We start from the raw sequence: 16,280 nt of genomic DNA, 5'->3' as shown, positions 1-16,280 counted from the left end.
GTATCAACGATCTATATCCGGTATATAAATTACTTGTTTAACCCAGCTAAGACTCCGTAAGTATGATAATGTTACAGGCTTTATACCCGAGTCCATTTCAATTACCAGGCAGGCTACATCATTCTTGCCTTTACGGGATACCGACATGGTTGCTATATTGCAATCATCGTGTGCCAGTACATCTGCAATAAATGCTATACTTCCTTTTACGTCTTCTGCTGTAATAATGATCGTGTGAAGGTTTGCCCCGAAGTCGGCTTTAAAACCATTCACCTCCGCGATGTTTATCAGTCCGCCACCACGGCTCTCGCCCACAACTTCTATAGTATCTTCACCACGTTTTAAATTTAACTTGATGGTGTTTGGATGCATGGTCGATGCATTGCCTACAGACTTGAATTTATAGTGAAGTCCTTCTGCCTTTGCTATATCCAGCGACTCCTTTATTCTCTTGTCATCGGTTTTAAAGTCAAGCAGTCCCGCTATAATTGCGCGGTCGCTTCCATGGCCTTCGTAGGTACGCGCAAAAGAATTGTAAAACGTTATCTCGGCTTCGTCCGGCCTTCCTCCCAACAGTTTAAAAGCAGCCCGGGCAATGCGCACCACGCCTGCTGTATGAGAACTGGACGGGCCGATCATCACGGGACCTATCATATCAAAAACACTGCTTTTCTCTGGCATACTGGGTTAGAATACGCAATATGTCGCAAAAAGTATATCAGCGTTACAAAAATTTCACATACAATTTAAAATCGACTGTCCAACGGTAAAAGAACATTGTCGTTTTATAAAAATGTAAAAGCCAGCCCTCATAAGAGCTGGCCTTCCACCATTATTGACCGATCATCTTAATGATGATGTTCTCCATGGCCACCATACCAGGCTTCCTGTATAGCATGGAATTGATCGTGAAGCTTGGTGAGCTCCTCTCCGATTACCTTGTCGTCACCAGCTTTTACTGTTTCCGCGAAAGCAGCAGTACCAGTCTTTAATTCCTGTAGTTTATTTTTTACTTCGTCATTGTTTACTTTTTCCGGAAGCGAAGCACTTGCCCACTTCTCTGCTGCTGATGCTAACTCGGGTGCCTTGGCCTTTGCAGGTTCAAGGTTTGAACTGTCTTTATACGGATGAAACGCTTCGGCCATCAGCATATGAAAATCATCCATCTCTTTCCATTCTTCTTTTGCTGTGTCGTGCGCATGTTCATGATCGTCTGAAGTTTCTTTCTTTCCGGAACAAGCCGCAAATACACCTGCGACAAGCATGAGAAACATTATGTATTTTAATTTCATATGGATATAGTTTGATGACAAAAATATAAAACTCATCGAATTAGGATCTTTCTTTTCTCTTGTATTTGTGTTTGTTCTCCAGCATTCGGATCAGACGCTTCAATGCATCAAAGTATAAGGTTATGAACAACACGATCGTCATGCTCCAGATCACCGCTATATTAAACAACAAAGTGTCGATCGCGATGCCGAAGAACAACTTGGTAGGCTGATGCAGGTTGGCCGAGAAGTCGAGTACGTTACGCGGATAATGATCATCCTGATATATAGGATATATCTTTTGAACAAGTCGTCCGTCATATTCGATGATGCGATCTGCTGTTGAAATATTTTTCACAGCATCGGTTACAGCCTTGTTCACATACATGAGTTTCATCGCTTCAAACTCAGCAGTCCTTTCGGGTGTTGCTGTAAGCGTGGCTACGATCCGCTCTTTTTCTTTCATTGCATTCTCAGCCTTCACGGCATAGAAGCGTTTTAACGCAGAAAGGAAATTCATGGTTTTCACAAATACCGTAGAATCAAATTTACCAACAGCAAGCCTGTCTACTTCCGGTAATTGATCTTTGCCTACCACCACTAACTCGTTATGAATTTCATTCTGCAGTACAGTGAAAGCATTGTTCATCTCCATGCTATTCCGGTTGCGCCACTGTGAGCGGTTATTTAAACAGTACGCCAGTTTTGATTCCAGTGCCGGTATATAGTATACCCGTTTATAGTCGGAGACAGCAGCTACTTTATCAAATTCATAAAATTGTCTTTCAAAAGGATTGTCCTTGAATTGCGTTACCATGTAGGCTTCAAACGCCCACCGGGAAGCCATCACTTCACCCGCTATAGGTATACCAATGGGCTTGCCTACATTGGGATTAAACTTATCAAAACTGATTACCACACCACTTAGCAACAACTGCGGAATGAGCAGCACCGGGATCAATATATAGATCGTTACGGCTGAATTGAACGATGCTGAAATGTTAAGCCCCAGCATGTTTGCAAAGCACGAACAGCTGAATAAAATTACCCAGTATCGTAACTCGGTAAGCGGAATGCCCAGTATAGCATTGCCGATCATGGTAAACAACAACGTCTGAAAAGCAGAGATCGCAAACATCACACTTACTTTGGATACCAGGTAACTGCTTCTGCTCAAGTGAAGGAATTGCTCTCGCTTCAGAATCTTCCGGTCACGGAAAATTTCTTCAGCGCTCATCGTCAATCCAAAAAACAACGCTACCACTACACTCATAAAGAAGTATACTGGAATGTTGTGATTGTTATAGAAAGTATATTTCGGTTCGCCATCAAGCACGTTGTAGTACTTCACCATAAACGCGATGAAGAATGCCAGCAACGGAGCTTCCAGCAGGTTGATCAGCAGGTATTGCTGATTGGCGGACTTGGCCAGTACATCGCGGGTGATAAATACTTTCAGCTGATTAAACCAATTGGGTATCTCCTGAACAACGGGAAGTTTTTCCTGTACGTGCGTGACGCGTGGTATCTTGATGCGTTGCTTGAAGAACTGATACCATTGTCCCGGAGAAACTTTGCGCGTATTCGTTAACCTTCCGTATTCATTTACAACTTTGGTTTCAATGATGCTGAAGATCTGCTCGGGATTTATATTTCCACACTCCGGACAGGCACCCTGCGTTTTGTTTGCAGCGTGCATGATGTCACGAAAGTATATAACTGCTTCAACAGGATTACCATAGTATATCTGGAATCCCCCTACATCGAGGATGATCAGCGTGTCAAACATCTTAAAGATATCGGAGGAAGGTTGATGGATTACCACGAACACCATTTTCCCGCGCAAGGCCAATTCCTTCAGCAAGTCCATGATGTTTTCCGAATCTCTTGAAGACAAACCTGAAGTTGGTTCATCGACAAATAAAATGGTTGGTTCCCGCAGAAGTTCCAACGCTATATTTAGTCGCTTGCGCTGTCCGCCACTGATAGTCTTATTCAACGGAGTGCCTACCTTCAAATGGCGGATCTCAGTAAGTCCCAGGTTCATGAGTGAGCGCATGACCAATTCGATCAGCTGCCTTTCTTCATAGTGACCAAAGCATAACTTGGCCGCATAGTATAGATTATCAAATACACTCAGGTCTTCAATCAGCAAATCATCTTGCGGAACATAGCCAATGATGCCATTAACCTTATTCGGATTTTCATGGATGTTAATGCCGTTGATCAGCACGCGTCCACTCGAAGGCTTCTCGGTGCCATTCAATACATTGAGCAAGGTAGATTTACCTGAACCACTCGCGCCCATTAACCCGATGAGCTTCCCTCCTGTCTCAGCAATATTCAGATTCTGAATACCTGCTCTCCCGGTTTTGAAATGATAAAAGAGGTGATCGGCTGTGAACGTAAGGGTAGTTTGATGTTCTTTGGTTAAGAACTTTCCAATGACATCGCTATAATATATAGGGCCGACTTTGTCTCCACGAATGGTACTCCCCGTAGGGAACACATCGATCTTCCGGCTTTTCAACAGAATACTGTTGAGGTATACCGTTGTAATGCCGAGATACTTTATGAAATATGTTTCTGTATCTGATAATCGCAGCACGGCGATAAGACCGGTGAGATCTTTCTCGATGATGCGTGGCCCTTCATATTCTCCAGAACCTTCATCAATGATGAGTACATGTTTGGATTCCAGTTCGTCTATATCCTGGCCTGTAACAAATTGTTGCAGCGCGTGCACATCGTACTGCGGAATCTTTAGCGCCTGTCCTATATAAAAAATGAGGTTGCCTTGTCGATCAGAAATATCATTATCAACAAAAAGAAGTTCAATGATCTTGATGATCAACACCATCTTCTGCTGCATCGTGAGTGCCTGGTTTACCTGCTTCACGATCTGCATGATCTTCGCCCAGTCGTCTACAAACTGCTGGGTATCCTCATCCAGCGCGCTAAGCTCCTGTCGCGTGTTGATCTGGTGTGTCTGACAAAACTCATCAAATAATTTAAGGTAATAGTTAGTGGCTTCACGATTAAGATGAAGGCTAAGAAACTCTTTGATCTTCGTGCGCTCATGCTCCGTGATACGCTCGCGGGCAACGATGGCAAAAAGTTGTATGATAGCCTTGAGCAGTTCTTCACTCATAGATTCGGTCTAGGTGCGTCCAAAATAGTAATTAAAAAGATAAAAATGCGCACCGTTTGCGTATAGTACAAAAACAAAAGAGCCGTCTCACTTTCGCGAGACGGCTCTTTGCTATAGTCTTAAGCTTTAATTCACAGTCAAGCTACGGGTAATTCCATTTACGGTTACCGAAATTGTTTTGCAATCGCCAGCTGTATAGTTTATTACAATTTCTTTGCTGCCATCTATAATATACTTCTTAATGCCGCTTACTGCGAAGAAGCACGTGCGGTTATAGACAAGATCTTCCTGCAATGAAACGGCATACGTTCTGCCTCCACGGGTTGTACCGGAAGCAGTACTAACTTTATCGATCACCAATTGATCAAGTGCGCGTGTTGTGCCTTTGATCCACGACCAAGTGATATCGGATTGGCGGGTAGCCACCGTTGCGTCTGCAAAAGTTGCCTTGCCACCAGTGAGCGATACCTGAAATTTAGGCGCTTCTTCTGTACTACCCGTGATGTTGGTAGACGTACGAACGCCTTCAAGCTTGATTCCATTGATATAGTAATTTTCCGTTGTTGTCACGATCGAAGATCCGGGTTGAAAACGTCTCTTATAATACGAGAAGATGAGTTTTCCTTTACGCACATTTCCTTTCGCATCGGCACATCCCAACGTTCCAAAGTCAACGGTAATTTTTCCTTTCGGAATATCTACCGTTGAAGCACCATCGAGTTCAACCGTTACAACAACACCATTACAATCAAAGCGATCATCGTTTATGGTGATGGTAGAAGCTTTTCTGCCACCACTGAATTCGCTGTCGCTTGGCGTTCCAATGGCAACACTTCCCATATCATCGATATCCTGGTAGTAGGAATCCGTCAATGCTTCCTCAGAAATATCCTGAGTATCCTGAACCGTTAAACGTTTATCCTCATCCTGGCAGGAAGTCATCAGTACAATTGCTGCGATCAAGCCTGAAGAAGAAATTCGGGTGAATAGGTTTTTCATTTTCATAAATAGTTGAATTCTGTCGTGTTTTCGGTTTAGATTGTGATTCGGTTTGAAGGTTTAACCTTTAAAAGAAATTATTTTTGGACTTTCAGGAATGATAAACAGGGTTTGATAATCATGCGAGTAAGATTTATAGTGCTTCTGTGCCTTTTATACGTGTCCAATACGGGTGTTGCGCAAATTCCAGTGAAGATAGCAAAGCTTAAGTATCAGGGCGGTGGCGACTGGTATGCGAATAAAACAGCATTGCCGAACCTCATTGAGTTCTGTAATCGTGAAATGAACATGGCGCTGGCACCGGAAGAAGACATTGTTGAAACCGGGAGCCGAGATATATTTCTGTATCCCTATATATATATGACCGGCCATGGCAATGTTGTATTTTCAGATGCTGATGCCAGCAACCTGCGAAAGTATTTAACAGGTGGTGGCTTTTTACACATCGATGATAATTACGGACTGGATAAATTTATTCGTATAGAGTTGAAGAAAGTTTTTCCGGAGCTTGAACTGGTTGAGCTTCCTTTTGATCACCCTATATATCACCAGAAGTTTAATTTTCCAAAAGGACTTCCTAAAGTACACGAGCACGATGGCAAGCCTGCACAAGGTTTTGGAATCGTATACCAGGGCCGCCTGGTGGTATACTATTCGTATGAGTGTGATCTTGGCAATGGATGGGAAGACAAGCGTATTCACAATGACCCTGAAGAAAAACGGCAACAGGCGTTACGCATGGGGGCCAATATTATAGCGTACTGTTTTACAAGCTCTCTATAGTATAAGTATATATACGGATGCGGCACTATATTCTTCCTGTTCTCATGGCGTGCAGCATTATACTCTACAACACAGGCTGCGAAACACAAGCCAGTAAAGAAGAAAGACTCGCCAGACAATACTGCGGCAGTTGCCATACATTTCCGGAACCAGCATTACTCGACAAAAGAACGTGGACTGAAAAGGTTTTGCCTCAGATGGCTTTTCGGATGGGCTTTGAAAATATGTCGATGCTCATGCAAATGTCGGATGCCGATCGTGAGGTTGTTATACAGACATTGCCCGCCCGCCCCATGTTATCGGAAGAAGACTTTGAGTCGATTAAAAATTATTACCTGAAGCATGCGCCCGATTCGTTGCAGCAACTTCCTCCTCCAGCGACACAACCGATCACTCAATTTGAGATTACACCTTTTAAATTACCGGTAAAAACTATACCGCTGGTTACGCTTATTAAAGCTGATACAATCCATAACCAGGTATACATCGGAAATCGCTTCGGTAAACTCTATACATTTTCAGATTCGTTTGTATTGAAAGATTCTCTTCAACTGGAGAGTCCTCCCTCCCACATGACAATCGACAAAGAGCAATCTATAGTATCGTTGATGGGAATCATGGATCCGAATGACCAGGCTTTAGGCAAAATCGTTGACCTGAAGGATCCGCATAAACCTCTCATCAAATCTTTACAACGGCCCGTACATTTCCAAAAGACTGATCTGAACAGTGATGGCTTACCAGATTATATAGTGTGCGCCTTCGGGAATTATACCGGTGCCTTACAGGTATATGAGAACCTGGGAAATGACTCCTATAAAAAGCATGTGATTATGGGCGTGCCGGGCTCGCGAAATACCATCGTGCATGACTTTGATAACAATGGTCTTCCCGATGTGGCTGCATTAATGACGCAGGGCGATGAAAAGATCGTGATGTTGCTTAATCAAGGGAATTTTGATTTCAGGGTAAATATATTGTTACACTTCCCTCCGATGTATGGCAGCAGTTATTTTGAGTTGATTGATTTTAACAACGATCATAAGCTTGATATACTCTATACCAACGGTGACAATGCAGACTATTCTATTATACTCAAGCCCTACCATGGTATACGCATTTTCCTGAACGATGGTAAGAATCATTTTACCGAGTCGTGGTTTCACCCCATGCATGGCGCTTCACAGGTACGTGCCGCTGACTTCGATCAGGATGGTGATATAGATATAGGAGCCATTTCTTTCTTCCCGGATTTTATACGTCAACCGAAAAACAGTTTCTTCTATTTCGAAAATACAGGCAAAGGATTTACAACACAGACCTCACCCCTTGCTACCGCTGCTCGCTGGATTACAATGGAGGCTGCAGATATAGACCATGACCAGGATGTTGATCTGCTGTTGGGAGCTTTGAATTTTGAATCCGGTGTTCCTCAACCACTGTTGCAACAATGGAGAGATCAACAAACCTCCATCCTTATCCTAAAGAATAAGCTTTATTAACGCAAAGCCGTTTTTCTATCAACTAAAAATTTAGTCATACACGCTTGTTTCTTATTAACTAATAATTTAGTTTTATACCTAAATAGATAGTCCATGAAAGATTTAAAGGAACTGACCAAAGCTGAGGATCAGGTGATGCAGATATTGTGGAAACTTGAAAAGGCATTTGTAAAAGATATAGTCGAAGAAATGCCCAATCCGAAACCTGCGTATAATACAGTATCCACCATCGTGCGCATTCTTGAAACGAAAGGATTTGTTGATCATAAAGCGTATGGAAAAACGCATGAATACTTCCCTACTATCACAAAAGAGAAGTATACAAAGTTCTATTTGAACAACATGATCAAAGGGTACTTCAATGGTTCGTTTCAAAACCTGGTTTCATTCTTTGCCAAAGAGAATAAGATGGACGCTACTGACCTGGAAAAGTTATTAAACGAGATCAAGAATCAGAAGCCGTAAGGCGAAGCTGTATATATAGTATAATAATATATAAAGTAATTGTAACCGGCAGTGACACGGGTGCAACCGGTATATCTATACCCATTGGTAATTGATACGAAGTCGAAATAAAATTTTTACAATATGAATGCATATTTGAATTATCTGCTCGAAGCCAATATAGGATTATGCCTTTTCCTGGTACTCTATAGTGTGCTGCTGAAGAACGAAACACAGTTCAGCCTGAAGCGGGGATATCTGCTGCTGGCCATCATTGCCTCTATAACACTTCCTTTATTTCACTTCAACACAACCGAAAATATAGTGCCGTCTCTGGGCAATGTAGTTCCTGCGAATTGGCTACCGGAAGTAACCATCACTGCCAATGGAACGGCGGTTGCAAAAGAAGCAGCTCCGCATTACGACATCTGGTTTGTGGTAAATATACTCTATAACATAGGTGTTATCGTATTCCTGACATTGTTCCTTCTGCAACTCAGCAGATTGCTTATCATGCTCTATAAGGCTTCTGCTTATTGGTATGAGCGATTTCTGATTATTGAATCACCCGAAAACAGATCTGCTTTTTCGTTCTTCCGGTTTATTTTCATAGGGCAAGTTGGTCAGCTTTCGCTACAGGAAAAACAGCAGATCATAGAGCATGAACGCGTTCATGCCGAACAACTTCATTCCATCGATATTCTCCTGGTAAACCTGCTAAGTATATTCTTCTGGTTTAACCCTTGCGTAAGGATATATAAAAAGATATTCGTTCAACTCCACGAGTTTGAAGCAGATGCGCGCGCTGTTGCAAACCGGGATATGAATGTTTACTGCAGCCTCCTGGCGAAGGTTGCTTTACTGTCGGCCGACTTTACACTCGCCAATCACTTTAGTAATTCTTTAACCGTAAAACGAATTGAAATGATGCGAACTATTAAATCGAAAATAAAAATATGGAAGATAGCGGCTATCGCTGCTATACTTCCCGCGTTCTTCTTTGTGATCTCCTGCCAGGATCAGGTGATGAACGAAGCTACCGATATAGCGAAGAACTCCACGATGGTGCTGGACCTCCCCGAACAAGTTCAACAGAGACTTGATGAAATGAAGAGGGCAAATCCCGATAAGAAGTTTATCGTAATAGAGCCCGATGAAAATTCTATGAGTAAAGCGGAAGATCTGAAAAGGAAAACAGCAGATTTAAACCCAAACTATATAACTTCCATGGATGTGATGAAAAACATCACGGATAAAAAAGGTGCTGTTCGATCCTTCATCATTATCGAGTATAACGAGGCCGCTCAAAAAGTTGCAGAGGCTTCAAAAGAAGGTGAAGTATTTATGATCGTAGAGCAGTCTGCTACATTTGATGGCGGACCAAAAGCGATCGGAGAATTCATCCAGGAACATCTTGTATACCCTGCGGAAGCAAGGCAGCAAGGTATAGAAGGAAAAGTGTTTATTCAGTTTGTAGTCAACAAGGATGGATCTTTATCGGATCTGTTAGTGAAGAAAGGTGTTGACCCGCGACTGGACGCAGCAGCACTCGCCGTGGTGCAGGCTTTACCAAAATGGAATCCGGGGCAACAAAACGGTTTACCGGTACGACAACAATTCGTATTGCCAATCAACTTCGATCTTGATAGCGAGGTAAGCACTTCCGGAGATATATCAGCTGTGCTTAAAAAACTCCAGGTAGCTACTGCGTCTGTAGTTGAAAAGAATTCAGGGAGGATTGTAACCGGCAAAGTCAGAGACGAGAATGGCAATCCATTACCGGGAACAAATGTACTGATCGTTGGTCAAACGAAAGGAACTACTACAGATGCCAATGGTGAATTTCAAATTGAAGTCGAGTCTGGAAGCGGACAACTCGCCATATCATTCATCGGATACGAATCGGCAATGATTCCATACTAAACTATAAATAAAAGACTGGTTATTTCAGCCAGTCTTTTATTTCTGTATAGGGAACGATGACTTCGGTAGGCCCTGCAGCATACGCTCCTACTTCATAACTGTTATAATAGAACACGATACCGTCTTTGACAAAGCCATAGTTCTTATTCAACTGAAATTTGTCACCGGGAAAATCGAAGGCGTTATTTTTAAGAGAAGCTGTATCTGCAAGTTCCCTTTTCTTTCTGAATATACTCTCTGCCGATTGTGTTAATGCGTTGGTATAGCCGGGCTTCAGAACGTCATTCAGTGACACACGTGCACCAGTCTTTGGATTTATGTTCAGATATATAGTCGCTGAATTAGGATGCGCTCCGCCTGCGAAATCTTCAGTATAGATAGAAAGTGTGAGCAATGAATCAAGCGACTGCTCAACGTTAACATTCGCAGAATAGTACCATCCGCCACCCATCGGTTCGGGATCTTCCTTTATAAAATTTTGATACTCCTCAATGAAAAGCTTCCCGTTTTGCTCAAAGGTCTGAACAAGGCCTTCCGAATAACCGGCTGACAAAACAGAATCAATTTTATAGCGGATCTTATTCGAAACGGCAGAATCCAATCCTGTAAATTCGGGATAGCTCACTTCATACGAAGCGCAGTGAGCTGAGTCAGCTTTGCAGTTATCCGAATTCAGTTTGAAGTTACGAAGTTCAAATGTATACGAAGGTCCCGCTGACTTCTCTTCTTGTTGCGTTTCCTTTTTTCCGCAGGAAGCCAAACACAACGCTACGCCTACTGCAAGAAAAAAATGGTTGCGCATGCTTAGTTTGTTTTCTTGTTAAAGATTTCAGCAAGCTTGCTGTCCAATGCACCGCCACGAAGATTCTTCGCGATAATGACACCGTTCGGATCAAGCAACAATGAGAATGGTATACCGGTGATGTTATAGGTTTTGGCAGCTTCAGATTGCCAGTACTTCAAATCGGATACGTGCGTCCAGGCAAGGCCATCTTGTTTGATCGCATTCACCCAATCCTGTTTGGAACGATCCAGCGAAACACCAAATACAGTAAAGCCTTTATCTTTATACTTGTGAAAAGCCTTTACAACAGTGGGATTTTCCTGACGGCATGGTCCGCACCATTTTGCCCAGAAATCAACCAATACATATTTACCTTTCATAGACGAGAGCTTCACGATTTTGCCCGTTGTATCCGGTAACGAAATTTCCGGAGCAGGTTGCCCGATTGCCAGCACCTTCATGCGGTCAACAGACGTTGTAAACTCTTTCGATACGGCATAATCAGGCCATTCCTTTTTAAGTTTATCGGCAACGGCTATATATACATGGCTATATGCATCGCGATCCAGTGCATTGCTTTGTAGTAAATTAATCGTCCCCAGGGAAAGCGGCTGGCTCTTCAGAAGTTCAGCAAGCTTGTCATGTGATTTTTTAAGCTCCGTTTGATACGCAGCCTGGATCTCAGCAACCTTCGCCTCATCACGCGCTTGTACGGCTTTGGTATAATCTTCACCCAGTTTGATCACGGCCGGTGTACGCTCAGCCTCCTGCATAATGTTCTGCGCTTGCTTGATCAAATCAATTTCAGGTGAACCGACAATTTCAACAAATCCTCGCGGATCGTTTCCATCTACATTGATCTGAATGTTACTCTTGAATAAAATGAAATCAACTACCTGCTTATTAAAAAAGTTGATCTTATAATATCCGGGCTCGGAGATCTTTACAGTTTTAGAATATGTATAGTTACTCTTTACCTTAATGGTATCCTGCCATCCGAGTGTACCATTTTTAATTTCCTGAATTGTGATCTGTCCTTCGGTTTGAGGATGACCGATCTTACCGCTCACCGTTACGGTCCATGCATTTCCGGCAGCATCTTCTTTTGCTTCCTCACGGCTGGTTGAAGAACATGAAAAACCTAAAGCTAAAAGCATGAAGCTGAAAGCTCTGAACTTGTTCCATATACTGTTGCTTTGAGCTTTACGCTTCAAGCTTATAGCTTCTCTCATCATACTTCTTCTAATTTCTTGGTTAATAATTGGGTGGCTACTTTAGGATCGGCTTTCCCTTTACTGCGCTTCATCACTTCACCCATAAACATACTGATGATGCCCTTCTTACCATTTCTATACTCTTCCACTTTCAACGGAAACTCCTTGATCACTTCTTCTACTATAGGAAGAATAGAATCCTGGTTGCTATCCTGAATGACGTTGAGTTGCTGTGCTACTTCCAAAGCAGATTTACCGGGGTTCTTTAACAATTCCGGGAATACACGCTGTGAAGCTGTAGCAAAGTTTATCTTGCCCTGATCGATCAATGTGATGATCTCTACAATGATCTTGGGTGACAGCGGAAATTCATCTGCAGAAAGTGTCAGTTCATTCAGATATGATTTCACCGGACCCATTACCCAGTTCGAAGCAGCTTTATAGTTTTTGGTAAGCTTACATACTTCATCGAAATATAGCGCAACTTCCTTCGTATCTGTCAACACCTGTGCATCATATTCCGACAGTTGATATTCTGATATATACTTCTGGTATAGTTCACGCGGAAGAGATGGCATGGAAGATTTAATTTCCTCAAGCCACTTATCCGATACATGCATCGGACTTAAATCCGGATCAGGAAAATATCTATAGTCGTTAAGTTCTTCTTTTGTACGCATACCGTACGTCTTGCCATCACCGGCATCAAACGTTCTGGTTTCAGAAATTATAGGTATACCGTTCTCTATACATTCAATCTGACGATCGAATTCATGCTCGATTGCCCGCTGCACGTTGCGGATCGAGTTCATGTTTTTTACTTCTACTTTCTTTCCATACTCGGATGCACCCTTCAACATTACCGAGATGTTGGCATCACAACGCAGTGAACCTTCCTCCATGTTACCATCGCATATTTCAAGGTAACGCACAAGCTTCCGGACCTCAGTAAGAAATGCATACGCTTCATCAGAAGTACGCATATCGGGTTCCGATACAATTTCAATCAACGGTACCCCTGCACGGTTGAAGTCAACTAGTGTATCCGTTTCTGCCGCCAAGTGCATTGACTTGCCTGCATCTTCTTCAATATGAATTCGGTTTAACCGGATGTCGCGTTCACCTTCTTTTGTATTGATGGTAACATAACCGGTTTTGCAAATCGGAGTTCTGTCCTGCGTGATTTGATATCCTTTTGGAAGATCGGGATAGAAGTAATTCTTACGATCGAAAATATTAAAACGTGATATCGTTGAGTGACACGCCAAACCCATCTTGATCGCATACTCTACAACCTTCTTGTTCAGTTTAGGAAGTGTGCCGGGATGTGCGAGCGTCACCACGCCTACATTGGAATTTGGTAAACTTCCGTACTCAGTAGAATCTGTATTATAAATTTTACTCTTGGTAAGAAGTTGTGCGTGTACTTCAAGACCAATTACCAAGGTGTACTTATCACGATTTGATTTACTCATATAGTTGCTAAGCGCTAGGCTTACAGACAAATTAGTTTAACTCCTCTTAATATATACTTCGTTAAGCTTGAATGGACTCGCTATAGCGGATCATCATCCCATTCGCTTCAACCACTTCAATTTTACTGGATCAATTTACGTGCTTTTTCTATAACAGCATCTAATCCATTCAGGTTCTTGCCACCAGCGGTAGCAAAGAAGGGTTGGCCTCCGCCTCCACCATCAATTTCCTTGGCCAGTTCTTTCACCATGTTTCCGGCATGATACGCGTTGGTTGAAGCAAGTTTCTCTCCAATCATTACGGCTACTTGCGGCTTGCTATCAACATCGGCAGCAAGTATCAGCAACAGGTCGTCAAACTGATTGCGCAAAGCGTACGCAACGTTCTTCAATGCATCGGCACTGGGAACAGAAACTTTTTCAAGTATAAGACTATATCCGTTGGATTTCAATGCCTTACGAGCAAGCTCATCTTTTAGCTGATTTGCTTTTTCCTGATTGAAGGCTTCGATCTTTTTCTCCAATGCGTGTTTTTCTTCCGACAAACTTTTCAGTGATGCCACCAGATCTTTCGGATTCTTTAACAATGCGCGAACTTCATCGAGCAATGCAATTTCCGTGCGTACAAATTGCTCTGCGTTCTCTGCCGTGATCGCTTCTATTCTTCGAACACCAGCTGCCACAGAACTCTCGGATACAATTTTAAACAAACCAATATTTCCGGTTGACTTCACGTGAGTTCCTCCACAAAGTTCTACCGAGAACTTCGGATCGAATGTAATCACGCGGACAAAGTCACCATATTTTTCTCCGAAGAGAGCCATCGCACCAAGAGCTTTTGCCTGATCGATCGGTACATTTCGCTTTTCATCGAGATGTATATCTTCACGGATCTTTACGTTCACGATGTCTTCTACTTTTTGAATTTCTGCAGGCGTCATGGCTGCGAAATGCGAGAAGTCGAAGCGAAGAACTTTATCATTTACAAGCGAACCCTTTTGTTCTACATGCTTGCCCAATACCGAACGCAACGCTGCGTGCAGCAAGTGCGTTGCAGAGTGATTGTCCATACTCAACTGGCGCTTGTGCTTATCAACGATCGCGTTGAAAGATGACGTCAGGTTCTCCGGAAGTTTATCTGCCGAATGAACGATGAGTTCATTTTCTTTCTTCGTATCGAGTATATATATCTTTTCGTTGGCACTCTCTATATATCCGGTATCACCAACCTGTCCGCCACTCTCCGCATAAAAAGGTGTGCGATCAAATACCAATTGAAACTGCTCTTTATTCTTTTGCTTAACCTTGCGATACTTGATGATCTTTATTTCTGACTCCAGGAAGTCGTAGCCTATAAATTCTGACTTCACATCTTCTCCTATCAAAACCCAGTCACCGGTTTCTTTGGCAGCAGCAGCTTTCGAGCGCGACTTCTGCTTCTCCATTTCAACCTTGAAGCCTTCTTCATCTACCGTGAATCCACGTTCACGGGCAATCAATGAAGTAAGATCCAGCGGGAAACCATATGTATCATATAATTCGAAAGCCTGTTCACCACTAATGGATGATAAACCTTCCATGCGTTTCAAACCTTTCTCCAGGGTTCTAAGGAAAGATGCTTCTTCTTCGAAAATTACTTTACCAACATAATCCTTCTGCGACTCGAGCTCCGGAAATACATCGCGTAGCTGATTCCCTAGCACCGGTACTAATTTATAGATGAATGGCTCTTTGAAGTTTAAAAATGTAAATCCATAGCGAACCGCTCTGCGAAGTATACGTCTGATTACATACCCCGCTCCTGTATTAGAAGGTAATTGCCCGTCTGCTATAGCGAATGAAACTGCACGCACGTGATCGGCGATAACACGCATCGCTATATCTGTCTTCTCTTCAGCTTTGTACTTTATACCGGCAGCTTGTCCAATGAAGTCAAGCAACGGTGTAAATACATCCGTATCATAATTCGAAGTCTTCTTTTGTATAGCCATGCAAAGACGCTCGAAGCCCATACCGGTATCAACGTGTTGTGCCGGGAGTTTTTCAAGAGAGCCATCCGCCTTGCGGTTGAATTCCATGAACACGTTATTCCAGATCTCAATCACCTGCGGGTGACTCATGTTCACAACATCTTTACCCGGTATCTTTTTTACTTCTTCTTCTGAACGAAGGTCTACATGTATCTCTGAGCAAGGACCACATGGCCCCATCTCTCCCATCTCCCAAAAGTTATCTTTCTTATTTCCGCGAAGGATACGATCTTCTGCTATATGTTCCTTCCAGAAATTATAGGCATCCTGATCGAACGGGAGATTCTCTTTTGCATCGCCTTCGAAGACGGTTACATATAGTCTGTCTTTTGGAAGTTTATACTCTTCCGTCAATAATTCCCATGCCCATGCTATAGCTTCTTTCTTGAAGTAATCTCCAAAAGACCAGTTGCCTAACATTTCGAACATGGTATGATGATAGGTATCGATCCCTACTTCTTCCAGGTCATTGTGTTTACCGCTTACGCGGAGACATTTCTGTGTATCGGCTATCCGTGTCGACTTCGGTGTGGCGTTTCCTAAAAAGTAATCTTTGAACTGTACCATACCTGAGTTCGTGAAGAGCAACGTAGGATCGTTCTTCAGCACCAAAGGAGCCGAAGGCACGATCGTGTGGCCTTTTTTCTCAAAAAACTCTAAAAATTTACGTCTGATCGAACCCGAATCCATTACCATATAATGTT

12 protein-coding genes are annotated in these 16,280 nt (G+C 42.8%); 4 read left to right on the top strand and 8 right to left on the bottom strand.

The genetic code is table 11. The features are described from left to right. Positions 1-3: 3 nt before the first annotated feature. From sdaAB to B5Y40_RS09490, 4 genes are all read right to left on the bottom strand, one after another. Positions 4-681 carry an L-serine ammonia-lyase, iron-sulfur-dependent subunit beta gene (sdaAB, locus tag B5Y40_RS09505; protein WP_079686441.1) on the bottom strand — a complete coding sequence of 226 codons (678 nt, stop codon included), beginning with the start codon at positions 679-681 and terminating at the stop codon, positions 4-6. Positions 682-848: 167 nt separating this feature from the next. Beyond that, positions 849-1,292 (bottom strand): hypothetical protein, encoded by a 444-nt coding sequence (locus B5Y40_RS09500; protein ID WP_079686440.1) that lies wholly within the window; start codon positions 1,290-1,292, stop codon positions 849-851. 40 nt (positions 1,293-1,332) lie between these two features. Next, positions 1,333-4,422, bottom strand: a complete 3,090-nt coding sequence (locus B5Y40_RS09495) for an ATP-binding cassette domain-containing protein (RefSeq protein ID WP_079686439.1) — start codon at positions 4,420-4,422, stop codon at positions 1,333-1,335. A gap of 126 nt (positions 4,423-4,548) precedes the next feature. Further along, positions 4,549-5,421 carry a hypothetical protein gene (locus B5Y40_RS09490; RefSeq protein ID WP_079686438.1) on the bottom strand — a complete coding sequence of 291 codons (873 nt, stop codon included), beginning with the start codon at positions 5,419-5,421 and terminating at the stop codon, positions 4,549-4,551. Between the two features lie 120 nt (positions 5,422-5,541). Here B5Y40_RS09490 and B5Y40_RS09485 point away from each other — a divergent pair, with 120 nt between their 5' ends. The 4 genes from B5Y40_RS09485 (at position 5,542) to B5Y40_RS09470 (ending at position 10,073) form a co-directional block, all read left to right on the top strand. After that, positions 5,542-6,204: a DUF4159 domain-containing protein gene (locus B5Y40_RS09485; protein ID WP_079686437.1), complete on the top strand. Its 663-nt coding sequence runs from the start codon at positions 5,542-5,544 to the stop codon at positions 6,202-6,204. Positions 6,205-6,221: 17 nt separating this feature from the next. Further along, positions 6,222-7,706, top strand: a complete 1,485-nt coding sequence (locus tag B5Y40_RS09480) for an FG-GAP repeat domain-containing protein (RefSeq protein ID WP_079686436.1) — start codon at positions 6,222-6,224, stop codon at positions 7,704-7,706. 93 nt (positions 7,707-7,799) lie between these two features. After that, positions 7,800-8,171: a BlaI/MecI/CopY family transcriptional regulator gene (locus B5Y40_RS09475; protein WP_079686435.1), complete on the top strand. Its 372-nt coding sequence runs from the start codon at positions 7,800-7,802 to the stop codon at positions 8,169-8,171. 123 nt (positions 8,172-8,294) lie between these two features. Next, positions 8,295-10,073, top strand: coding sequence for a TonB family protein (locus B5Y40_RS09470; protein ID WP_079686434.1), 1,779 nt, complete (start codon positions 8,295-8,297; stop codon positions 10,071-10,073). A 19-nt stretch (positions 10,074-10,092) separates the two neighbouring features. Here B5Y40_RS09470 and B5Y40_RS09465 read toward each other — a convergent pair whose 3' ends face one another. The 4 genes from B5Y40_RS09465 to alaS all read right to left on the bottom strand — a co-directional run bounded on the left by B5Y40_RS09465 (position 10,093) and on the right by alaS (position 16,266). After that, positions 10,093-10,875 (bottom strand): DUF3298 and DUF4163 domain-containing protein, encoded by a 783-nt coding sequence (locus B5Y40_RS09465; protein ID WP_079686433.1) that lies wholly within the window; start codon positions 10,873-10,875, stop codon positions 10,093-10,095. A 2-nt stretch (positions 10,876-10,877) separates the two neighbouring features. After that, positions 10,878-12,092 carry a TlpA family protein disulfide reductase gene (locus B5Y40_RS09460; RefSeq protein ID WP_079686432.1) on the bottom strand — a complete coding sequence of 405 codons (1,215 nt, stop codon included), beginning with the start codon at positions 12,090-12,092 and terminating at the stop codon, positions 10,878-10,880. Further along, positions 12,089-13,546 (bottom strand): Asp-tRNA(Asn)/Glu-tRNA(Gln) amidotransferase subunit GatB, encoded by a 1,458-nt coding sequence (gene gatB / locus B5Y40_RS09455; protein ID WP_079686431.1) that lies wholly within the window; start codon positions 13,544-13,546, stop codon positions 12,089-12,091. The genes B5Y40_RS09460 and gatB overlap by 4 nt, the downstream gene beginning before the upstream one ends. A 122-nt stretch (positions 13,547-13,668) precedes the next feature. Further along, positions 13,669-16,266, bottom strand: coding sequence for an alanine--tRNA ligase (gene alaS, locus B5Y40_RS09450; protein ID WP_079686430.1), 2,598 nt, complete (start codon positions 16,264-16,266; stop codon positions 13,669-13,671). Positions 16,267-16,280 lie beyond the last annotated feature (14 nt).

Source organism: Ohtaekwangia koreensis (assembly GCF_900167975.1).
GTDB classification, from domain to species: domain Bacteria; phylum Bacteroidota; class Bacteroidia; order Cytophagales; family Cyclobacteriaceae; genus Ohtaekwangia; species Ohtaekwangia koreensis.
The sequence above is the reverse complement of the archived record's forward strand: the minus strand, read 5'-3'. Positions and strand labels throughout refer to the sequence as shown.